Annotated in this window: 14 protein-coding genes and 1 tRNA gene; 14 read left to right on the top strand and 1 reads right to left on the bottom strand. The window is 63.4% G+C overall.

Annotated elements, in window-relative coordinates:
- Positions 1 to 13 precede the first annotated feature (13 nt).
- From KIT79_15765 to KIT79_15710, 12 genes are all read left to right on the top strand, one after another.
- Positions 14 to 3,106, top strand: coding sequence for an efflux RND transporter permease subunit (locus KIT79_15765; protein ID MCW5830763.1), 3,093 nt, complete (start codon positions 14 to 16; stop codon positions 3,104 to 3,106).
- A complete protein-coding gene (locus KIT79_15760) occupies positions 3,096 to 4,385 on the top strand; it encodes a TolC family protein (GenBank protein ID MCW5830762.1) in 1,290 nt (429 codons plus the stop codon). Before KIT79_15765 ends, KIT79_15760 begins: the two co-directional genes overlap by 11 nt.
- A gap of 325 nt (positions 4,386 to 4,710) precedes the next feature.
- Positions 4,711 to 6,114, top strand: a complete 1,404-nt coding sequence (locus KIT79_15755; GenBank protein MCW5830761.1) for a DEAD/DEAH box helicase — start codon at positions 4,711 to 4,713, stop codon at positions 6,112 to 6,114.
- Between the two features lie 627 nt (positions 6,115 to 6,741).
- The gene (locus tag KIT79_15750; protein MCW5830760.1) at positions 6,742 to 7,776 is read left to right on the top strand and encodes a hypothetical protein; all 1,035 of its coding nucleotides are present in this window, start codon (positions 6,742 to 6,744) and stop codon (positions 7,774 to 7,776) included.
- 71 nt (positions 7,777 to 7,847) lie between these two features.
- A complete protein-coding gene (locus tag KIT79_15745; protein ID MCW5830759.1) occupies positions 7,848 to 8,975 on the top strand; it encodes a hypothetical protein in 1,128 nt (375 codons plus the stop codon).
- A 333-nt stretch (positions 8,976 to 9,308) separates the two neighbouring features.
- Positions 9,309 to 10,169, top strand: coding sequence for a 30S ribosomal protein S2 (gene rpsB / locus KIT79_15740; protein ID MCW5830758.1), 861 nt, complete (start codon positions 9,309 to 9,311; stop codon positions 10,167 to 10,169).
- Between the two features lie 87 nt (positions 10,170 to 10,256).
- Entirely contained in the window at positions 10,257 to 10,946 is a 690-nt protein-coding gene (gene tsf, locus KIT79_15735; protein ID MCW5830757.1) for a translation elongation factor Ts, read from the top strand.
- A 138-nt stretch (positions 10,947 to 11,084) separates the two neighbouring features.
- Positions 11,085 to 11,798 (top strand): UMP kinase, encoded by a 714-nt coding sequence (gene pyrH, locus KIT79_15730; GenBank protein MCW5830756.1) that lies wholly within the window; start codon positions 11,085 to 11,087, stop codon positions 11,796 to 11,798.
- A gap of 43 nt (positions 11,799 to 11,841) precedes the next feature.
- Entirely contained in the window at positions 11,842 to 12,399 is a 558-nt protein-coding gene (gene frr, locus KIT79_15725; protein ID MCW5830755.1) for a ribosome recycling factor, read from the top strand.
- 65 nt (positions 12,400 to 12,464) lie between these two features.
- Positions 12,465 to 13,235 carry an isoprenyl transferase gene (locus KIT79_15720; protein MCW5830754.1) on the top strand — a complete coding sequence of 257 codons (771 nt, stop codon included), beginning with the start codon at positions 12,465 to 12,467 and terminating at the stop codon, positions 13,233 to 13,235.
- A 397-nt stretch (positions 13,236 to 13,632) separates the two neighbouring features.
- The gene (gene gltB, locus KIT79_15715; GenBank protein ID MCW5830753.1) at positions 13,633 to 18,153 is read left to right on the top strand and encodes a glutamate synthase large subunit; all 4,521 of its coding nucleotides are present in this window, start codon (positions 13,633 to 13,635) and stop codon (positions 18,151 to 18,153) included.
- Between the two features lie 25 nt (positions 18,154 to 18,178).
- Positions 18,179 to 19,627 carry a glutamate synthase subunit beta gene (locus KIT79_15710; GenBank protein ID MCW5830752.1) on the top strand — a complete coding sequence of 483 codons (1,449 nt, stop codon included), beginning with the start codon at positions 18,179 to 18,181 and terminating at the stop codon, positions 19,625 to 19,627.
- A gap of 36 nt (positions 19,628 to 19,663) precedes the next feature.
- On the opposite strand, the gene KIT79_15705 is transcribed toward KIT79_15710, so the two are convergent.
- The gene (locus KIT79_15705) at positions 19,664 to 20,485 is read right to left on the bottom strand and encodes an SDR family NAD(P)-dependent oxidoreductase (protein ID MCW5830751.1); all 822 of its coding nucleotides are present in this window, start codon (positions 20,483 to 20,485) and stop codon (positions 19,664 to 19,666) included.
- A gap of 99 nt (positions 20,486 to 20,584) precedes the next feature.
- Here KIT79_15705 and KIT79_15700 point away from each other — a divergent pair, with 99 nt between their 5' ends.
- A complete protein-coding gene (locus tag KIT79_15700; protein MCW5830750.1) occupies positions 20,585 to 21,517 on the top strand; it encodes an NAD-dependent epimerase/dehydratase family protein in 933 nt (310 codons plus the stop codon).
- A 91-nt stretch (positions 21,518 to 21,608) separates the two neighbouring features.
- A tRNA-Ser gene (locus KIT79_15695) sits at positions 21,609 to 21,698 on the top strand.
- Positions 21,699 to 21,728 lie beyond the last annotated feature (30 nt).

Here is a 21,728-nt window from a genome sequence, read left to right as displayed (position 1 = left end):
ATAGGGATACGGAATGCTCCACGCCATCATTTCATGGTGCGTCCGCCGCCGTCTCGCCACGGTGGGAGCGACGCTGCTGGTTGCCGGTTACGGCGTCGCAGCATATTTCCAGACACCCATCGAGGCATATCCGGATGTGACCAATGTCCAGGTGAATGTGATCGCACAGGCACCGGGGCTGGCACCTGAGGAAGTCGAGCGGCAGGTTACTATCCCGCTGGAAAAGGAACTGAATGGCACGCCCGGCATGACAGTCATGCGGAGCGAGAGCCTGTTTGGCCTATCGCTCATCTGGCTCGTATTCCAGGACGATGCCGACAGTTTCAAGGCGCGGATGCTGGTTCAGGAGCGCATCGCAGGGATCAGGCTGCCGGAAGGCGTATCGGCAGAGCTGGCGCCTGACTATACGCCGCTTGGAAAGATCTTCTACTACCGGCTCACCAGTCCGCGCCACACGCTTTACGACCTCCGTTCCGAACAGGACTGGACGGTTTCCCGCGTGTTCCGTCAGGTGGACGGCGTCGCGGATGTAATCGGCTTCGGAGGTTTCAGCAAGGAACTGCATGTCGAAGTCGATCCGGACCGGCTGATGGCATACGACATCACCATCGAGGATGTGTCGGAATCGATCCGCCGGTCGAACCTGAACGTCGGAGGCGGGATTCTCCGGCAGGGAGATCAGGATCTGGTCATTCGCGGGATTGGCTATCTCACGAGTGTCGAGGACCTGCGTAACGTCGTGCTCCGGAGCCCCGATGGATCACCCATCACGGTTGGAGACGTGGCGCGGGTTGTCCAGTCCCATACTCCGCGGCGCGGCAGTGTTGGCATGGATGAAGAGGATGAGATCGTTCAGGGGATCATTTTGCTCCGCCGCGGCCAGAATCCCAATACTGTCATTGAACGGATCCATGAGAAAGTTGAGGAACTGAACAGCCGGGTTCTTCCGTCCGGCATGAAGCTCGAGATTCTTTACGACCGGAGCCGGCTGACAGGCCTCACCCTTTCGACAGTCCACAACAACCTGCTGCACGGTTTCCTGCTGATTGTCGGTGTGGTCTGGCTCCTGCTCCGGAGCCTGCGGGGGTCGCTCATCGTGGCCACGGTGATTCCACTCTCGCTGCTGACGGCTTTCATCGGACTGTTCCGGCTCGGGCTCCCGGCAAACCTGATTTCCATGGGTGCCATTGATTTCGGGATTCTCGTCGATGGCGCGGTCGTGCTGGTGGAAAACGTCTTCCACGAGATCCGGCACCGGCGGCCGCAGAGCCGCAAGGAAATCATCCGCATGGTGATGTCGGCTGCTGTGGATGTGGCTCGGCCGACCTTTTACGCGATGTCCATCATCCTGGCCTCGCTGCTTCCTGTTTTCACACTCCAGAGTGTCGAGGGGCGGATATTCCGCCCGCTGGCACTTACCTACAGTTTCGCGCTGCTGGGTGCCCTGGTGTTCGCCCTGACGATCATTCCCGCCCTGTGCGCCCTGTTCATGCGGCCGTCCGACGCCGATATACGGGAGCCGCGGTTCCTGGAGAAGTTCAAGGAGGCGTACGTCCGGCACCTGGGATGGCTGCTCGGCCGCCGCCGTCAGGCGATGGGAGCCGGACTGGCGCTGTTGCTGGCGGCCGGGCTTGCCGGGTCGGTCATAGGCACGGAGTTTCTGCCGGAACTGGACGAGGGCGATCTGTACGTGTTTGTCGAGATGCCGGCCAGCATTTCGCTGGAAAGGGCAATCGGCATAACCCGCGATGTACGGCTCCGGTTCCTGAAGCTCCCCGAGGTCATATCCACGGCATCGGAGCTGGGGCGTCCTGAAGACGGAACCGACAACGAGGGGGTTAACATGGCCAAGGTGTTCGCCCGTCTGAAACCCCGAAACGAATGGCGCAAGGGGTTGACGAAGGATCGTCTGGTGGAGGAGGCGAGGCAGTCGCTTCAGGAGATACCGGGAGTCCAGTTCAACTTTTCCCAGCCGATCAAGGACAGCGTGGAAGAAGCCGTGGCGGGGGTGCGGGGCAAGGTTGTCCTCAAGGTTTTTGGCACGGATCTGGAGGAAATGCGCGCCCTTCTGCTGCAGGCCGTTGACGTGCTTCGGCCAGTGGATGGCATCGTGGATCTCGGTCTGTACCGGGATTCCCGGGTTCCGCAGCTCCAGATCCAGCTGAAACGCGATCGCCTGGCCAGGGAGGGGATGCCAGTCAGTACCGTTCTGGAAACGCTGGAGACGGCGCTCGCCGGCCGGGTGGTGACGGATTTCCGCGAAGGAGAACGGATGGTGCCCGTACGGGTGCGGATGCCCTGGGAGGCACGGGCCGATACGGGCCGGATCGGCGAGATTTATGTTGAGACTCCGAGGGATACGGTCATCCAGCTCAGGGAACTGGCGGATATCTCCATCGCCGACGGCCGGGCAGCCATCGCCCGCGAGGCAAACCAGAGATACCTGGCCCTGAAGTTCAATATCGAGGGACGGGACATGGGCTCGGTCATTCAGGATGCGATGGCCGAGGTCCGGAACGGGGTGGAAGTGCCGGAAGGCATGTACCTGGCCTGGGGCGGGGAGTTCGAGAACCAGCAGCGCGCCATGACACGCCTGAAAGTGATAGTCCCGGTTGCGCTCATCATTGTCATTACGCTGCTCTACATGGCCCTCAAGTCGGGCCGGAGTGTCCTCGCAATCCTGCTGCTGGCTCCCTTTGGAATGACGGGCGGCCTGTTTGGCCTTCTGATGGTCGGGGTGGACCTTTCCGTCAGCGCCGTGATCGGCTTTATCACGCTTCTCGGCCAGGTCTGCCTGATGGGCCTCCTCATCCTGAGCGCCATCGAGGCCCGCCGCCGGTCGGGGGAGGCCCTCGTCCCTGCCATGATCCAGGGGGCCGCCGACCGGCTCCGTCCCGTCCTGATGGCATCCCTGCTCGCGGCGATGGGGCTGACGCCGATGGTCGTTTCCACCAGCATGGGAAGCGAAACCCAGCGGCCGTTCGCCACGGTGATCGTTTTCGGAATGGTCACGACCTTCCTTGTCTCCATTTATCTTCTTCCGGTGATCTATTCATTCGTGACATCGAAGGAGCTTGCTCCGCTGGAGGCCGATGATGAGGCATGAAAGAGTATCGGGATTCCTCGCCGCGATGGCGCTGCTGATGATGGTTCCGGTAGCGGCTGCTGGCATGAAAGCGGATTCTGCGGATGCCGACGGAGCAGGCGACCTCATCCGGTTTGATGGCCTGCTTGGGCAGGTGCGTAGCCATCACCCGGACCTCAAGGCAGCCCGGTCCCACGTCAAGGTGGCCGAATCGGCAAGGGTCCAGGCCGGACTGATTCCGAATCCGGTGGCATCCTACTCGCTGATGGGGATCGCCAGGGGCGCGAACACCATCGACGGCAGGGAGCATCTGGTGTCTGTCGAGCAGCCGGTGTTCCTTTTCGGCCAGCGCGGGGCGCGCATACGGATGGCCGAGCACCAGATCGCAGCAGTTGGCCGGCAGGCGGACATCGTTGAGGCCGAACTGCTGGCAGATGCCAGGGAACTGTTCATCCATGCCTTCATTGCCCGGGAGCGGGAACGTGTTGCCGGGGCTGCCCGTGAAGACCTGCTGAAAGTACAGTCCGTCGTGGAGGGCCGGGGCCGGCTCGGCCTGAAAAGCCAGTTCGAGGTGTTCAAGATACGAATGGAGCTTGCCGCTTTCACCCACCGCATGGAGTCGGCCCGGATCGAGGCGGAGCGGCAGTCGGCCCAGCTTGGAGCGGCACTTGGCCGCCCCGGATGGAAACCGGAGGCACGGGGAAAGCTCCGGCCGCTGGCTGTCCCGTCCGATTTTGACCAGCTGTGGAAGGATATCGTCGTGGCGCATCCCCGGCTCCAGGCCGCCGAAGCGGAGCTTCGCGTGGCAGAGGCAGGGGTGGAACTGGCCCGGAGGGAACGGTGGCCGCAGGCAACGCTTGTCGGCGGTGTGCAGGTGACGACAAACCAGCACAGCGTGGCGCCGTTCGGTGGCATCGGCCTCGAAATACCGCTGTTCGACCGTGGACAGGGAACTGTGGGGATCGCCGGAGCCGGACGCGTGACGGCCGAACTGGAAAGCCAGGCCACGATGCTGAAACTGCAGGGCAGGCTGGCCGCGGAGATCGGCGCCCTCAGGCAGCGGCTCCACCAGCTTGAGGGGTTCGACCGGCGGATACTGGACGGCCTGCCCGAACTGCGGAAAATGGCGGAGGCCTCCTACCGGGAAGGTGCTGCAGGGCTGCTGGAACTGCTCGATGCCTTCCGTACCGAGACCGATCTCCGGCTGGAGCACCTGGATACGCTGGAACAGGTCCTGCTCGCCGAGGTGCGCGTGCTGTCGGCAGCGGGTCTGGTGGAGTGGGTGCCAGCGGAACACTGAAAAGCATGCCTTGAAGCCATTCCTGACAGGATTTCCCGCAAACCAGCTACCGCCAGTTTTCCCTCCGGTTTGTATTCTCCCGCCAGTTCACCTATAGGGTCCGCGCCTGGCCCCTCGGGGAGCCGGGGTATTCAGCATCCCAAGAGCTGAATCCGGATTCGCGCATCTGCGCATTCTCCTGTCACTGGCCACTAACCCTGTCTGCTGACTCCCCGACATCCTGGCGGCGTTCCCAGCCTTCTGCCGGATGCCATATCGCCGGGCGGCCCGTGTTGGACCGCTCCGGACGGGATCCAGTTTGCTGGCCAAGGAACCATACATTTCCATGCAGTCCTCACAACACCGTGCGAATCCTCACCATCCGAACCAGCGTCCGCCAGTTCCGCCCCAGGCGGGCATGTCCACGAATCATCCGGCAAGGCCGCCGGTTCAGCCGGGCGTTCCCGGCATCCCGGGAGAGGCCGCCGCCGGGGATTCCGGCTTTGCCGGTTTCGCCCTGAGCCCGGCCGTTCACAAGGGCGTGGCGGGCGCGGGCTTCACCGTCCCCCGGCCCATCCAGGCCGAAACCATTCCGGCGGCGCTTGAGGGCCGTGACGTGCTGGGCCTCGCCCAGACGGGCACCGGCAAGACCGCCGCCTTTGCCCTGCCGATCCTTGAACGTCTGCTCGCCACCCGGAAGCCCGGCCCCCGTGCGCTGGTGCTCGCCCCCACGCGGGAGCTTGCCAACCAGATTGATACCGAAATCCGGCTGCTGGCGAAGTTCACGCCCGTCAAGACGGCCGTCGTCTACGGCGGCGTGTCGTTTCACCGCCAGGTGGAAGCGCTCCGCCGCCGTCCCGACATCATCGTCGCCTGTCCCGGCCGCCTGCTCGACCTGATGGGCGAGCGTGCCGTCCGGCTCGACAGTATCGAGACGCTGGTGCTCGACGAGGCCGACCACATGTTCGACATGGGGTTCCTGCCGGACCTGAAGCGGGTCATCTCGGCCCTGCCGCCGGTGCGCCAGAACCTGCTGTTCTCGGCGACAATGCCGCCCGAGATTCGCGGCCTTGCCAACCAGATACTGAAAACCCCCCACGTGGCCGAGCTCTCCCGATCGACCCCGGCGGAGACGATCCAGCACGCGATCTGCCCGGTGCATGAGTCGCAGAAGCTGGACCTTCTCAAGCACCTTTTGGCCGGCGAGGGGTTCGATTCGGCCATCATCTTCACCCGGACCAAGCACCGGGCGAAGCGGCTCGCCGATACGCTGCAGAAGGCCGGGCACCGCGCCGCCGCGCTGCAGGGGAACATGTCGCAGGCCCAGCGGGACCGGACGATGGGCGACTTCCGCGCCCGCCGGACGCGGATCATGGTGGCGACCGATATCGCCGCCCGCGGCCTCGACATCGCCAGCGTCTCGCACGTCATCAACTACGACATCCCCAACACCCCGGACGCCTACACGCACCGGATCGGCCGCACCGGCCGCTCGGAGCGGAGTGGCAAGGCATTCACGCTCGTCACCGCCGAGGACCGGGGTGCCGTGCGCGCCATCGAGCGCAAGATCGGCGCGCCGATCGCCGTCTACCGCCCGGAGGGTCTCGATCTCGCCCCGGTAGCCCGCAGCACGGGTCTGGACGACTCGCGCCCGCCCCGTCCGCCGCAGCGTCCGTGGGGCGGCGGAGGCTCCCGTTCCCGCAGCGGCGGCCGCCCCGGCGGACAGTCCGGAAACCGCTGGCGCCGGTAGGGGCGCAGCGGAAAACTACGGCTCCTGACGGTCCTCGCGCTGGCCGCGCTCGACCTGGTGACCGCCATGGTATGCAGAACGTGACCTTACCACTTGAAAACCGGTACGGTTTTCGGGGTGAGGTCGCTGGAAGCCGGGATCGGTGTCCAGCACGGCCGCGCCATTATTCATCGTGAGTTCCACTGCCTTGCGCCCAGTATATCACGGCCCCTTGATCTCCATAATCAGAACTAATTTCTGCTTCTGACAATCCTTTTCCGGCATTCCCAGGAGCCAGGCTCGGCTGGCGGCCACACCTCACATCAATCGAGGCGTGGTGAGCCGTGGTGAAGCGTGGTGGCTATAAATAGCTGTTTTTACTTGCTATTTTTGCGTGATCTCCATCACCTTCTGCCGTCCTGACCCGTGTTGAGGTGTGGCGAGCCGTGGTGAGCCGTGGCGGCAGCCCGGTTCGCCAGCCGGGTGCAACCCAAGACGGCGGCCGGTTTCCCAAGACCATAGTTTCCTGAAATAGAAGCAAATTACGGAACATTTAAGTCCCTTTGAGGCGGGGCCGGTTTTCCGTTCAGATGGGGTGTGCCGTCCCCTGTCCGCCGCCCATTATAGCACGGAGGCCTGAACCGACCGGTGAGGGACCGGGCAGGGACTTTCCATCCCTGCTATCGTTGGCTCCCGATGGCTGAAGAAAAGAGTTCACCGCCGGTTCCATCGCCAGCTGCCCGCCGCACCCGCCTGATGCTGGCGGTGGCCGTGTTCTTCGCCGTCTGGCTGGTGGCGATGGAGGCGGGGCTTCACCTCATGGGTTTCGAGGGGGTGGCGCTCTACGAGACCGGACCGGACGGTTTCTACCGGATGCGGCCGGAGATCCGTTTCATGGGCGGGGGCGAGACGAACCGCCTCGGCCTGCGGGGCGACCTGCCGGAAAATCCCGGCCTCGTACTGCTGGGCGATTCGGTCGTGTTCGGTTTCAACCTGCGCGTGGAGCAGACGGTACCGGCCGAACTGGCCCGGCTCACCGGGTACCCGGTCCTCAATGCCGGGGTGCCAGGATACGGCGCCCGCGAGCCACGGCTTCTGGTCCAGCGGGTAATGAAGGATCTTTCCGTCCCGCGCTGGGCCATCGTGCTCACCGTGAACGACGTGACCGAGGCGTCCGACCCGCTCCCGCCCCCCGCGTTCTGGATCGACACCCGCGAGCGTCACAGCCCGCTGCGGCTCCGCGAGTTTGCGGTCCTGATGCGCCACTACGCGCATGTAATGAGGGTGCGGCTGCTTCCGGGGACGGAGCAGCACCGCTGGGAGCACCGGATCACCGGTCCGGAAAAGGCCGTGCAGTGGGTGGCCGGCGAGATGGAAAAACTCCGTGCGGCGCTGCCGGCTCCGGGCAGCCTTGCCGTGGCGCTGGCCCCCTGGAAGCCGGGGGCGGAAGGCCGCAACGGCTGGATCGGCGCCTTTGCGGAAGCGGGCGGGCATGACCTTCTGGCGCCGGCGCTCGCGGCACGGAACCTGACCGTCTGGCGGACGGACACTCCCCCGTTCCCTGCCGGGAGCTTTCTGGATGACGTGCACCTTTCACCGCTTGGCACCCGCGAACTGGCCAGCCGGCTGGCGGGTTTCCTGTCTGGACCGGCTGAACCGTCTGGAAGCGTCGAAGATTATTGACGTCTTTTCACCTTGAGCAAGACATCCCTCTCGTTCACTTGGAGGCCGGCGGTCGTCTATATGGGGGAGATATGAAACCAGTGCATCAACGGACATGGATGGCGGCAGTGGTGGCGGGGCTTCTGCTTGCGGGTGCCTGTGCGAGGCAGACCACGAGGCTGGACGGCTCCGGCTCGCCATCCGAAAAGGCAAAGGCGGTGTTTCCGCAGGGCCCGCTGTTCACGCTCTACCAGGACACGGATGTCTACGTGGCCGAGCTGGACATGCAGGCGATGGCGCTCCGGCAGGTGGCCTCGCTGTCGTTCAACCCCGTCTGGTCGCCGTCGGGGGACCGTTACGCCGTCGTCCGGGCGGTGCCGATCACCTCGGTGCAGCAACTGGTCGTGTACGAACGGAAGTCCCCCGACTCGCCAATCCCGATCGCCCAGCTGACGGCGGAAACCGCCGCCCAGTATCCGGTCGTGGCGGCATTCAGTCCGTCCGGCGATCAGGTCGTCTATACGTCGGTGAATGCCGGGCTCGCTGGCCTGTTCGTGAGCGATGTCCGCAAGCGGAGTACCGTGCTGCTCGCGCAGGACAACGAACGGCGCATCCGCCGGGTTGCCTGGACCGGCGACTGGATCGTCGTCTCGCTCACCGAGGGGCGTGTGCTGCTCATCCAGACGAGGAAACTCGACCTGACGGCCGCGCCGGGTGACGCGGAGATCCAGCAGCGCAGTTATTCATTCCGGAACCTGACCGAGCCCCGGATTCATGCAGGAAACCTGTACGGTCTTGAACCCATGAAGGAAGGTAGCCGCGCCGACTACCGGCTCGTCATGTACAGGCTCGATGGCGAGCGGACGCCAAGGGAGCCGGAGCAGAGCATACTGGCGGAGAAGGTCGGCCCGGTGTTCGACATCGCTCCCGATGGCACCCTAGCGCTGCTTATCGCCTCGGCCCAGACGCGGGCGCCGCTGGAACTGGCCGTGGGGCCAAGGCCCAACCTGCTGCTCCATACCGGGATCCGGCCCTATCAGGTCCAGTTCGCCCCGGACGGGAAGCGGATTTTCGCCGTCACGGTGGCCGACGCCAGGCCCCGGTACCTCATGTACAGCATCCCGACCCGGACCGCCGTCGAGTTCGGCTCGCTCATGACCATCGAGGACGCCGCCCGCCTTTCGGCGATCGTTCGCCAGCCCCTGATGAGCATCCGGTAGGCACCTTCTGCCCCGTCGCTTGCCTTCCCCGGACGGGCCAGTTAAGCGGGGGCCGTCCGGTGGCGGATTCCCTTTCGTGCAAAGGGCATCCAACGCCAGGCAAATACACACGTTTCCGGCCGTCTGGACCCCTCTAGTGCCCCTTTTCAGGCATTTCCGGCCGGGTTGTCCGCGGCGGGTGTTTTCCACCGAATAAGGTGGGGGATAACCGCGAACAGCCATCGTTCAGGCAGCAAAGGAAGCGGAGGCATAACCCAAACCAAACGCCGGCGGGCTTCCGGATATTTACGGAAGCCACCAGTCCGGCGGCCCACTGAAAGGGGTACGTATCCCATGTCCGCAATCCAGATGAAGCAGCTTCTTGAGGCAGGCGTCCACTTTGGCCACCAGACGCGCCGGTGGAACCCGAAGATGCGCAAGTACATCTATGGCGCCCGGAACGGCATCCATATCATCGACCTCCAGCAGACGGTCGCGATGTTCGACGACGCCTACAACTACATCGTCAACCTGACCTCGCGGGGCGGAACGATCCTGTTCGTCGGCACCAAGAAGCAGGCCGCCGAGGTGGTCAAGCAGGAATCCGAACGCGCCGGGATGTTCTACGTGAACAACCGGTGGCTGGGCGGCACGCTCACGAACTTCCAGACGATCGCAAGCTCCATCTCCCGCCTGAACGAGATCGAGAAGATGTTCGAGGACGGCACCGTCACGAAGCTGACCAAGAAGGAAGGCATCGTGCTCGGACGCGAAATGGAGAAGCTGCGCGAGAACCTGGGCGGCATCCGCAACATGACCCGGCTGCCGAAGGCCCTGTTCGTCATCGACACGAACAAGGAAGCCATCGCGGTGAAGGAAGCGGCACGCATCGGCATTCCGGTGATCGCCGTGGTGGACAGCAACTGCGATCCGGATCCCATCGAGAAGGTGATTCCGGGAAATGATGATGCCATCCGGGCGATCGCCCTCTTTGCCTCCAAGATCGCCGATGCGTGCCTTGAGGGCCGCAAGGCGTTCGATGACCGCCGCCGCTCTGGCGACGAATCGATCACCGACGATGATCTCGGCACCCCGGTGCCCGAGGGGCTTACCCACTACTCGTCCTATGACAAGGCCGATCTGGACGAGGAACTGGCCGCCGAGAAGCTGGCGAAGGAAGCCGCGGCCGGCGAGACACCTCCGGCAACCACCTGACGCGGCAGCCGGCCAGCGGCAACTCCGTAACGAAGTATCAGGCGCACAGCCGCCTGAAACCATCTGTAATTCTGGAAGGAACCATTCATGGCAGAGATCAAGGCTAGCGATGTGAAGGAACTGCGGGAGCGCACCGGCGCCGGGATGCTCGACTGCAAGAACGTGCTGACCGAGGCCGGCGGCGACATGGAAAAGGCGGTCGAGCTCCTGAAGAAGAAGGGCCTTGCTGCCGCCGCGAAGAAGGCCGGACGTACCGCCAGCGAGGGCGCCGTGGCTTCCTATATCCACATGGGCGGGAAGATCGGCGTGCTGATCGAGGTGAACTGCGAAACCGACTTCGTGGCCAAGACCGAGGAGTTCCAGACGTTCTGCCGCGATCTCGCGATGCACATCGCCGCCATGAGCCCCATGTGCGTCCGCGAGGAGGAGATTGATCCCGTCTACATCGCCAAGCAGAAGGAGATCTTCATCGCCCAGCTCAAGGAAGACCCCAAGAACTCCAAGAAGCCGGCGAATGTGCTGGAGGAGATCGTCAAGGGCAAGGTCGCCAAGCACCTGACCGAAGTCGTCCTGCTGGAGCAGGCCCACGTGAAGGCCGATGTCTACGGCAAGGACAAGAAGATCAAGGACATCCTGGCCGAGAAGGTTGCCAAGATCGGGGAAAATATCGTCATCCGGCGGTTCTCCCGGTTCCAGCTCGGCGAGGGGCTCGAAAAGAAGGTATCCAACCTGGCCGAGGAAGTGGCCGCCCAGGTCGCCGCCAGCCAGAAGAACTGACCGGACCGGCCCGTCAGGAAGGAAAGGCCCGCCCCTAAGGCGGGCCTTTCCCTTGCGGTTTCCAATACCCTTGACACCCGGCCTCCGGATGTGGTCCAAAGGCGAGCACGCGGGACCGCAGGATTCCGCATTCTCCCTATGTCCAAACCGGCATACCAGCGGGTTCTTCTCAAGCTCTCGGGCGAGGCCCTCCAGGGCGACAGCCAGTACGGAATCGACCCCGGCACACTGGAGCGCATCTCGCAGGAAATCGCCGACATCGTGGCAATGAAGGTGTCGCTCTCCATCGTCATCGGCGGCGGAAATATCTTCCGGGGGCTGGCGGGCAGTTCGAAGGGGATGGACCGCTCCACGGCCGACTACATGGGGATGATGGCGACGGTCATCAACGCGCTCGCGCTCCAGGATTCGCTGGAGCGTGCCGGAGTGCCGACCCGTGTGCTGTCCGCCATCCGCATGGAGGCCGTCGCCGAACCCTACATCCGCCGCCGGGCGATCCGGCATCTGGAGAAGGGCCGGGTGGTGATCTTCGCCGCGGGCACGGGCAATCCCTATTTCACGACCGACACCACCGCAGCGCTCCGGGCCAACGAGATCGGGGCCGAGGTGATCCTCAAGGCCACGAAGGTGGACGGGATCTACGATTCCGATCCGGTCAAGAATCCCAAGGCGGTCCGTTTCGACACGATCGGCTACCGCGAGGCGCTGACGCGTGACCTCAAGGTCATGGACGCCACGGCCTTTGCGATGGCAATGGACACCAAACTTCCGATCGTGGTATTCGATCTGCACAAGTCCGGAAACATCCGGAAAGTGATCATGGGCGAAAAGGTGGGTTCACGGGTCGAATAGCCGCCCGCGAGCCTGATCCAGCCTTAGGGAGCGGACACAAGCCATGAGCCAGGACAAGATTTTCAGCGAACTCAACTCCGCGGTGAGCCACGCGATCGAGGCCCTTGGGCGCGACTTCGCCGGGCTCCGCACGGGACGTGCACATCCGTCCCTGGTGGACAATCTCAAGATCGAGGCCTACGGACAGCAGATGCCGCTGAAGTCGATGGCTACAGTGACAGTGCAGGATGCGCGGACAATCGGTATCAGCCCGTTCGATCCGTCGCAGGGGGCCGCTATCGAAAAGGGCATCCTTACCAGTGATCTCGGCATTACCCCGACCAATGACGGCAAGCTGATCCGCATTACCCTGCCGGAGCTGACACAGGACCGGCGCAAGGAACTGTCGAAGCTGGCCAAGCAGATGACTGAAAATGCCAAGGTTTCCATCCGGCACGCCCGGCAGAAGGCCAATGACACCCTCAAGGCGATGGAAAAAAACAAGGAAATCTCGCAGGACGACAGCAAGAAGGCCGCAGGCCGGGTGCAGGGAATTGTTGACGACGCCACAAAGAAGGTCGATCTGGCGCTCAAGAACAAGGAAACCGAAATCCTCGGTTAATACGGTTCCTTTTGTTTTTTATCCGCAGTTGTGCGGAAGATGACCCTGAAAGAACCGGGTTCCAGATGAGCGCAGTCAAGCGAAAGAAGCCGGCGGTTTCCGGAGAGATCCGTATCCCGCGGCATGTGGCCATCATCATGGATGGTAACGGACGCTGGGCGCAGGCGCGGGGCCTGCCCCGTGTGCTCGGCCACCGCGAAGGGGTGAAAGCCGTTCGTGCTGCCGTGCAGTCGTGCGCGCAGCTCGGCGTCAGGTACCTCACGCTGTACGCGTTCTCGACCGAAAACTGGAACCGTCCGCGGCCCGAAGTGTCGGCCCTGATGCACATGCTGGACGAATATCTCCTGATCGAGGAACGGGAGCTGATCGAACAGGGGATACGTCTCAACGCCATCGGCGAGATCGAAATGCTCCCTCGCGGAGTCCGCGACCACCTACAGTCGGTGATGGCCGCCACGGCCCAGTGCAAGGGCATGGTACTGACGCTGGCGGTTTCGTACGGATCGCGGGCGGAACTGGTGCGCGGCATACAGGTGATTGCCAGAAAAGTGCAGTCAGGTGTCATCCAGCCGGATGAAATTGATGACCGAATGGTCGCTGCCCAGCTTTATACCGCGGATATGCCCGACCCGGATCTTCTTATACGCACCAGCGGCGAGATGCGTATTTCCAACTTTCTTCTCTGGCAGCTCGCCTATGCGGAGATATATTTTTCAAAGATATTCTGGCCTGATTTCCGGAAACGCCACCTTCTGGAAGCGTTCCGTAGCTACTCCTCGCGGGAGCGGCGGTTTGGAAAGACAGCGGAGCAACTCAAGGATGGCAGCCGCCGGTAAATACCGGGCCGCTGTTTTCTGGCTGCGGTACCCTTTTTCCCCATTATCCCGGCGCCCCCTTGAACTTCCCCGCCGCTCGGCTAGGTTTGCCGGTCCTGACCGGTCGGCGCGCCATAAGGACACCTTGGCTGGGGGCGAAACCGCATCTGGGGCTGCCCTTGGGGGAGTTGACCGGTCTTGGCACGCGGCGCGTCATTGCGGTAGACTGTGAATCCGGGTGGGAGTCCGGCCGTCGTTATCTGACCGGCCGGAAGATTCCGAAACGGTTCCGGCGCAGTTGTGGTGCGGCACCCGAGGCGCACCGGCAGCGAAAGTGCCCCCTGCAGGGGTGTATACAGTATACGGACCCGGATGCTTATGTAGCACCGGGAGCCGGCAGGAGTAGTGCAGGAAGATCATGCGGAACTTTTCCCCGAACGAGTTTGCGGGCGAGGGCCTTCACAGCCAGGCGTTTGAGAGCGACGGCTGCGGCGTCGGCTTTATTGCACATCTCAAGGGAAAGAAGTCGCATGCGATCCTGAAGGATGCGCTGCTGGTCCTGAAGCGGCTCGCCCATCGTGGCGCCTGCGGTTGCGAAGTAAACACCGGCGATGGGGCTGGCGTACTCCTCCAGGTGCCTCACGCGTTTTTTGCCAAGGTGCTCAAGGGAACTCCGGTCAGGCTCCCTGAGGCGGGACAATACGCTGTCGGCATGGTGTCGATGCCCCGGGCATCAGCCGAGGCCTGCCGCCGGCTGGTGAACCAGAAGATCGAAGCGACGGGCCTCGCGGTTCTCGGCTGGCGGAAGATCCCGGTGAACGGTTCGATTATCGGGCCGACCGCCAAGGCGGCCGAACCGGTCATGGAACAGGTGTTTGTCAGCCGTCCGGCAGGGCTTGCGGACGAACTTGCCTATGAGCGGCGGATTTATCTTGCCAGGCGCCGGATCGAGAACGCCATCGCCGCTTCGGAAATTGAAGGCAAGAAGGATTTCTACATCGCCAGCCTGTCGGCGCGGCTATGCATCTACAAGGGGATGCTCACGAGCGAGCAGGTGGATGAGTACTATCCGGACCTTCTGGACCCGGATATGGTGACGGCACTTGCGCTGGTTCACAGCCGTTTCTCCACCAACACGTTCCCGTCCTGGGATCTGGCGCACCCGTTCCGGATGCTCGCCCATAACGGCGAGATCAACACGCTCCGGGGCAACATCAACTGGATGCATGCCCGTGAATCACTGGGCCGGAGCGCCCATTACACCGAACAGGAGATGCGGGATATTTTCCCGGTGATCCAGGCGGGTGGTAGCGACTCGGCCTGTCTCGACAACGTGCTCGAGTTCCTGGTGATGTGCGGTTACTCGCTGCCGCACGCGGTGATGATGCTGATCCCGGAAGCCTGGGAACAGCACACCTCCATGTCCGCCTCCAAGAAGGACTTCTACGCCTACCACGCCTGCCTCATGGAGCCGTGGGACGGTCCGGCGTCGATTGCGTTCACCGATGGGCACATGATCGGAGCCGTGCTGGACCGGAACGGTCTCCGGCCCTCGCGCTACTATGTCACCGGGGATGATCTCGTTATCATGGCTTCCGAGGTCGGAGTCTACGACGTCGAGCCGTCGAACGTGCGTATCAAGGGCCGTCTCCAGCCGGGCCGCATGTTCCTGGTGGACATGAACGAGGGGCGGATCGTTGCCGACGAGGAGCTCAAGGAAAAGATCAGCGGCCAGAAACCCTATGGCGACTGGCTGAAGACGCACCTTCACACGCTGGACCAGCTTCCGCCGCCGCCCAGCGTTCCGGAACCCGATCACGATACCGTCGTCGAGCGCGATATCCTGTTTGGCTACACGCACGAAGACCGCAAGATCCTGCTGGCGCCGATGGCCGAAAAGGGCGAGGAAGCAATCGGCTCCATGGGTACCGATACGCCGCTGGCGGTCCTCTCGAACCGGCCGCGGATGCTGTACGACTACTTCAAGCAGCTCTTCGCGCAGGTGACGAACCCGCCTCTGGATGCGATACGCGAGGAACTGGTGACCTCGGTTTATACGCATATCGGCGCCGAGCGGAACCTGCTCGCCCCCGAACCGGAAAGCTGCCACCAGATCCGGCTCAAGGGACCGATCCTCGACAACGAGCAGATGGCCCAGATCAAGCACCTGGATTCAAAGGGGTTCAGGTCGAAGACGCTGCCGATGCTGTTCCCGAAGGGTTCGGACGGCAAGGGGCTCGATCAGGCGCTGGACGACCTGTGCACGGCCGCCGAGCAGGCCATTGCCGACGGATACAACATCGTCATCCTGTCGGACCGTGGAGCGAACGAAAATCTCGTTCCGATTCCGGCACTGCTGGCTACCGCTGGCGTCCATCACCACATGGTCCGGGCAGAGACGCGCACCCGCTGCGGACTGGTGATCGAAACGGGCGAAGCCCGTGAAGTCCACCACTTCTGCCTGCTGGTGGGCTTCGGCGCGAGCGCGGTCAACCCGTATCTGGCGTTCGAGACGCTCGATGACATGATCCGCACGGGTGAGCTCAGGAACATCGACCACCACAAGGCGGTGAAGAACTACATCAAGGCGGTCCAGAAGGGGATCGTGAAGGTGATGTCCAAGATGGGCATCTCGACGATCCAGAGCTACCGGGGCGCGCAGATATTCGAGGCGATCGGACTTTCAAAGGAGTTCGTGGACAAGTATTTCACCTGGACGGCGACCCGGATTTCCGGTGCCGGACTGAAGGAAATAGCCAGCGAAACCGAGCGGCGGCACGCCCGTGCCTTTACGGACCGGCTCGGTACGCGGCCCGACCTTGACCTTGGCGGCGAATACCAGTGGCGCCGGGGCGGGGAATACCACCTGTTCAATCCGGAAACCGTCTGGCGGCTGCAGCATTCAACCCGCCAGAAACGGTTCGACATCTTCCAGCAGTATACGAAGTTCGTGGACGAACAGGCACGTAATCTCTGCACGCTCCGGGGCCTGTTCGAGTTCGCCAGTGACCGCAAGCCTGTCCCGGTCGAAGAGGTCGAGCCGGCCGCGAACATCATGAAACGGTTTGCCACCGGAGCGATGAGCTTCGGTTCGATCAGCAAGGAAGCCCACGAGACGCTGGCCATTGCCATGAACCGGATCGGCGGCAAGTCGAACACGGGCGAAGGCGGCGAGGATCCCGCAAGGTTCAAGCGCGATCCGAATGGCGACTGGCGGCGGAGCGCCATCAAGCAGGTCGCATCGGGCCGCTTTGGCGTCAGTTCGTACTATCTCACCAATGCGGAAGAACTCCAGATCAAGATGGCCCAGGGTGCCAAGCCCGGCGAGGGCGGCCAGCTCCCCGGCCACAAGGTTGATGAGGTCATCGCACGGGTTCGCTGCTCCACCCCCGGTGTGGGGCTCATCAGCCCGCCGCCGCACCACGATATCTATTCGATCGAGGATCTGGCTCAGCTTATCTTCGACCTGAAGAACTCCAACCCTTCCGCCCGCGTCAGCGTGAAGCTTGTCGCCGAAGTGGGCGTGGGCACAGTGGCGGCCGGCGTTGCCAAGGCGCATGCCGATCACATCCTGATTTCCGGCCATGACGGCGGCACGGGTGCCTCTCCACTGACATCGATCAAGCATGCTGGTGCCCCGTGGGAACTCGGCCTTGCGGAAACCCAGCAGGTGCTGGTCGAGCAGGGCCTTCGCGGCCGGGTATTCGTGCAGGCGGACGGCTCGATGAAGACGGGCAGGGACGTCGTGATCGCGGCGCTGCTCGGAGCAGAGGAGTTCGGCTTTGCGACCGCTCCGCTTGTCGTTTCCGGCTGCATCATGATGCGGGTGTGCCACCTGAACACCTGCCCGGTTGGCGTGGCGACGCAGGATCCGGTGCTTCGTGCGCGGTTCAACGGGAATGCCGACTATGTGGTGAACTTCTTCGAGTTCATTGCCGAGGAGGTCCGCCAGCACATGGCCCGGCTCGGTTTCCGTACGCTGAAGGAGATGATCGGGCATTCGGATGTGCTCCGGATGAAGGGGGCCATTGACCACTGGAAGGCCCGCGGGATTGATCTCTCCCGGATTCTTGCACAGCCGAAAGCGCCCAAGGGCACGCCCTGTTTCAACGTCGAGAAGCAGGATCACGGCCTCGACAAGGTGCTCGACAACAAACTGATCGAGCTGGCCCAGCCGGCGATTTTGCGGGGCGAGAAGGTCCGTCATGAGCTTCCGATCCGCAACGTGGACCGGGCCACCGGCACCTGGCTCGGTCATGAGCTGACCAAGAAATACGATGACAAGGGGCTCCCCGACGGCACCATCCACTTCCGGTTTACGGGATCAGCCGGCCAGAGTTTCGGCGCGTTTGTGCCCAAAGGCGTTACCCTGGAACTGGAAGGCGATGCCAATGACTACTGCGGCAAGGGGCTGTCTGGCGGACGGATCATCGTCTACCCGCCCAAGGGCTCGACCTTCAGGCCGGAGGAAAACATCATCATCGGCAACGTGGCCCTCTATGGCGCCACGGGTGGCGAGGCCTATTTCCGGGGCGTGGCCGGCGAGCGTTTCTGCGTGCGTAACTCCGGCGTCAGTGCCGTCATCGAGGGTGTGGGCGACCACGGCTGCGAATACATGACGCGCGGGGAAGTGGTCGTGCTGGGCTCGACCGGCCGGAACTTTGCGGCCGGCATGTCAGGCGGAGTCGCCTGGGTGCTGGATGAGGCAGGGACATTTGGAAGCCGCTGCAACCAGGAAATGGTGGGCCTCTCCGGGTTCGAGTCGGGCGAGGACGAGGCTTCCGTGAAAAAACTGGTCGAACAGCACCAGAAGCACACCGGAAGCGACGTGGCTGCACGGGTTCTGCGCGACTGGGCTTCCCTGCGCGGAAAGTTCGTCAAGGTCATGCCGCATGATTACCGGCGCGTCGTCGAGCAGCGGCGTGCGGCGGCTGGCTGAAAACCGGTTTGAAACGAGCGGGATAATGGGTGACCCAAGCGGATTCCTGAAGATTGCGGAGCGCGAGCTCCCCTCCTACCGTCCGGTCGAGGAACGAATCCACGACTACGAGGAGTGCTATCAGCCGTTTCCGGAGGAGACGCTCCAGAAGCAGGCCTCGCGCTGCATGGACTGCGGCATTCCCTTCTGCCACAACGGGTGCCCGCTGGGAAACATCATCCCCGACTGGAACGACCTGGTGTACCGGAACCGCTGGCAGGATGCCATCGACCGGCTGCATGCCACGAACAATTTCCCCGAGTTCACAGGCCGCATCTGTCCGGCGCCCTGCGAGGCCGCCTGCGTGCTGGGCATCAACCAGCCGCCCGTGACGATCAAGCAGATCGAAGTGACGATCATTGACCATGCCTGGCGTGAAGGCTGGATCCGTCCGCAGCCGCCGAAGGTGAAAACCGGCAAGAAAGCCGCCGTCGTGGGATCGGGGCCCGCCGGACTGGCCTGCGCCCAGCAGCTCGCCCGGGCGGGCCATGCCGTTACGCTGTTCGAGCGGGCGGACCGGATCGGCGGCCTGCTCCGGTACGGGATTCCCGACTTCAAGATGCGAAAGCATCTGATCGACCGGCGCATGAAGCAGATGGAAGCCGAAGGCGTTACCTTCCGCACGGGAGTCAATGTTGGCGTCGATATCACCGCGGCGGAGCTCCGCAAGCAGTTCGACGCGATTGTCCTGTGCGGCGGCGCCACCCAGGCGCGTGATATCAACGTCCCCGGACGCGAACTGAATGGCGTTTACCTCGCGATGGACTTCCTCACCCCGTCCAACAAGCGGATTGCCGGCGACAAGATCCCGCCGGAACAGTTCCCGTCGGCCGAGGGCAAGGACGTGGTGATACTGGGCGGCGGCGATACCGGTGCCGACTGCCTGGGAACGTCCATCCGGCAGGGGGCACGCTCGATCACGCAGTTCGAGCTGATGCCGCGGCCGCCGGACGCCCGTGCGGCGGACAACCCCTGGCCGCTCTGGCCGCTCATCTACCGTACGTCGTCGGCGCATATGGAAGGCGGCGAGCGGGACTATGCCATCCAGACGAAGTCGCTGTCCGGCTCGAACGGCCAGCTCGAAAAGCTGCACTGCATCCGCCTCAACTGGACCAAGCACCCCGATGGCCGCATGACCTTCGAGGAGATTCCGGGTTCGGAATTCGAGGTGAAGTGCAACATGCTGTTCCTCGCGCTGGGTTTCCTGGGCCCGGAGAAGAGCAAGCTGATCGAAGACCTCGGCGTGGAACTGGACCAGCGGGGCAACGTGAAGGCGGGGCCCAACAAGCGGACCAGTGTTGACGGCGTGTTCGTCGCTGGCGACATGACCCGTGGCCAGTCGCTTGTTGTCTGGGCGCTCGCCGAGGGGCGAACCGCCGCGCACCATGCGGATATCTACCTCATGGGCGGATCCCAGCTTCCGGCTCCTTTATGAGAAGTTGGCCGGGTTCTATGAAGTCCGCCTTGCCGGTTACTTTGCCCGTTTCTTTACTTCGCGGGCCATGAGCTTCCCGAACCGGTCGGCCACGCCGTAAGGGAGGCGTTTCAGGGCGGCGATTGCATAGGCCTCGCGGCCGATCAGCACGACCGGATCGTCGTTCTTCACCGCCTTCACGATCTTTTTTGCCAGCTTCTCCGGCGCAACACCAGACTCGATGATCTTGAGCGCCTCTTCCCTGCCGGTCTGGTGGCCGCCCCTGAACTCGGCCGATGCCACGATACTGGTTTTCACGACGCCGGGACACACGACCGTGACCCCCACGCCATACGGAGAAAGTTCCCACCGGAAGCCCTCCGAGAGCCCCACCACGCCGAACTTGGCGGTCGTGTAGGAGACCATGCCCGGCACCGCCATGAGTCCCGCGCCCGAGGCCGTGTTCACGATATGCCCCTCGCCCTGCTTCGCCAGCACCGGGGCGAACACGCGGCAGCCGTGGATCACGCCCCACAGGTCGATATCGATGACCCGTTTCCAGTCCTCGTCGGTGGATTCCCAGGCGCCGCCCACCACGGTGATGCCCGCGTTGTTCATCACCACATGAACACCGCCCAGTTTGGCCAGCGTGCCTTTCAGGAGGTTTTCGATATCCGCCTTGCGGGTCACGTCCGTACGGACGCAAATCGCCCGGCGGCCGAGTGCACGGATCTCGCCCGCCACGGTTTCCAGTCCTGTCTCGTTCAGGTCCGCCAGCGCGAGGTCCATGCCCGCCCGTGCGAACTCCAGCGCCGACGCCCGGCCGATGCCGCTCGCCGCTCCCGTTACCACCGCCACCCGGTCCTTCAGTGTCTTCATGGGATTCCCTGATGCCTCCGGACAGAGGCATGGCAGCGGGGGGCAAGGAAGGCAAGGGGGCGTTTGTCCCCCGCATCCGGTCCGGTTACATGGGTTCCCATGCGAATACTGGTAACTGGTGGCGCGGGATTCATCGGCTCACAGGTGGCGGACCGCTACCTGGAGGAAGGGCACGACATTCTGGTGCTGGATAACCTTTCTACCGGGCGGAGAGAGAACCTCAATGCCAGGGCCCGCTTCGAGGAGGCCGATCTGGGCGACTTCCCGGAGGTGGAGGCGGTCTTCAGGGATTTCCGGCCGGAGGTGGTGAGCCATCACGCGGCGCAGATCGACGTCCGTCACTCGGTTGCCGATCCGGTGGACGATGCCCGGCAGAACATTCTCGCCAGTATCAACCTCTTTGAGCTGTGCGCCCGGCACCGGGTGGCACGGGTGATCTTCGCCAGTTCCGGCGGTGCGGGTTACGGCGAGCAGGAGATTTATCCGGCTCCGGAGTCACACCCCACGCGGCCGGAGTCACCCTACGGTATCGGCAAGGTGACGGCGGAAATGTACCTGCACTACTACCACCGCCAACGCCGTTTCCGCGCCACGGTCCTGCGGTATGCCAATGTCTATGGACCCCGGCAGAACCACCTGGGAGAGGCGGGTGTTGTCGCCATCTTCATTACCCGGATGCTCCAGGGTGGAGAGCCGGTCGTGAACGGCGATGGCCTCCAGACGCGGGATTACGTCTATGTGAGCGATGTGGTCGAGGCAAACAGCGTGGTTCTCCGGAAAGGAGCCGACGGGATTTTCAACATCGGCACGGCCACCGAGACCGATGTGGTCACCCTCTGGCGTGAGCTGGCCCGGCATACCGGCTACACGGGACCGCTGAAGCATGGGCCCGCCAAGGCAGGAGAGCAGCTCCGGAGCGTGATCGATCCGGCCAAGGCGCGCCGGGAGCTGGGCTGGGCGCCAACGGTGGATATCCCCCGCGGCCTTCAGCTCACTGCCGGGTGGTACAAAAAGGAGCTGGCGGACCGCTGACCGGGCCCGCCGGGCTGTTTCCGGCATTACTTGGCTTTCCGCCAGACCGTGTCTATAGAACCGGTCCCGCGGGCGCGCTGCGCCCCGAAACGGAGAGGTGTCCGAGTGGTTTAAGGTGCCAGACTCGAAATCTGGTGTAGGTTAACCCCTACCGTGGGTTCGAATCCCACCCTCTCCGCCAAATGAGACGACCGCCGTTTTCGGCCCAGAA

The organism is Deltaproteobacteria bacterium (genome assembly GCA_026129095.1).
In the GTDB taxonomy this organism is placed as follows: Bacteria; JAGRBM01; JAGRBM01; order JAGRBM01; family JAHCIT01; genus JAHCIT01.
The sequence above is the reverse complement of the archived record's forward strand: the minus strand, read 5'-3'. Positions and strand labels throughout refer to the sequence as shown.

Excerpts from the sequence above, each read along its gene's own strand:
- KIT79_15700 (MCW5830750.1), top strand. The coding sequence starts at position 20,585 with ATGCGAATACTGGTAACTGGTGGCGCGGGATTCATCGGCTCACAGGTG.
- rpsB (MCW5830758.1), top strand. The coding sequence starts at position 9,309 with ATGTCCGCAATCCAGATGAAGCAGCTTCTTGAGGCAGGCGTCCACTTT.
- frr (MCW5830755.1), top strand. The coding sequence starts at position 11,842 with ATGAGCCAGGACAAGATTTTCAGCGAACTCAACTCCGCGGTGAGCCAC.
- KIT79_15765 (MCW5830763.1), top strand. The coding sequence starts at position 14 with ATGCTCCACGCCATCATTTCATGGTGCGTCCGCCGCCGTCTCGCCACG.
- KIT79_15760 (MCW5830762.1), top strand. The coding sequence starts at position 3,096 with ATGAGGCATGAAAGAGTATCGGGATTCCTCGCCGCGATGGCGCTGCTG.
- tsf (MCW5830757.1), top strand. The coding sequence starts at position 10,257 with ATGGCAGAGATCAAGGCTAGCGATGTGAAGGAACTGCGGGAGCGCACC.
- KIT79_15755 (MCW5830761.1), top strand. The coding sequence starts at position 4,711 with ATGCAGTCCTCACAACACCGTGCGAATCCTCACCATCCGAACCAGCGT.
- KIT79_15705 (MCW5830751.1), bottom strand. The coding sequence starts at position 20,485 with ATGAAGACACTGAAGGACCGGGTGGCGGTGGTAACGGGAGCGGCGAGC.
- gltB (MCW5830753.1), top strand. The coding sequence starts at position 13,633 with ATGCGGAACTTTTCCCCGAACGAGTTTGCGGGCGAGGGCCTTCACAGC.
- KIT79_15745 (MCW5830759.1), top strand. The coding sequence starts at position 7,848 with ATGAAACCAGTGCATCAACGGACATGGATGGCGGCAGTGGTGGCGGGG.
- pyrH (MCW5830756.1), top strand. The coding sequence starts at position 11,085 with ATGTCCAAACCGGCATACCAGCGGGTTCTTCTCAAGCTCTCGGGCGAG.
- KIT79_15710 (MCW5830752.1), top strand. The coding sequence starts at position 18,179 with ATGGGTGACCCAAGCGGATTCCTGAAGATTGCGGAGCGCGAGCTCCCC.
- KIT79_15720 (MCW5830754.1), top strand. The coding sequence starts at position 12,465 with ATGAGCGCAGTCAAGCGAAAGAAGCCGGCGGTTTCCGGAGAGATCCGT.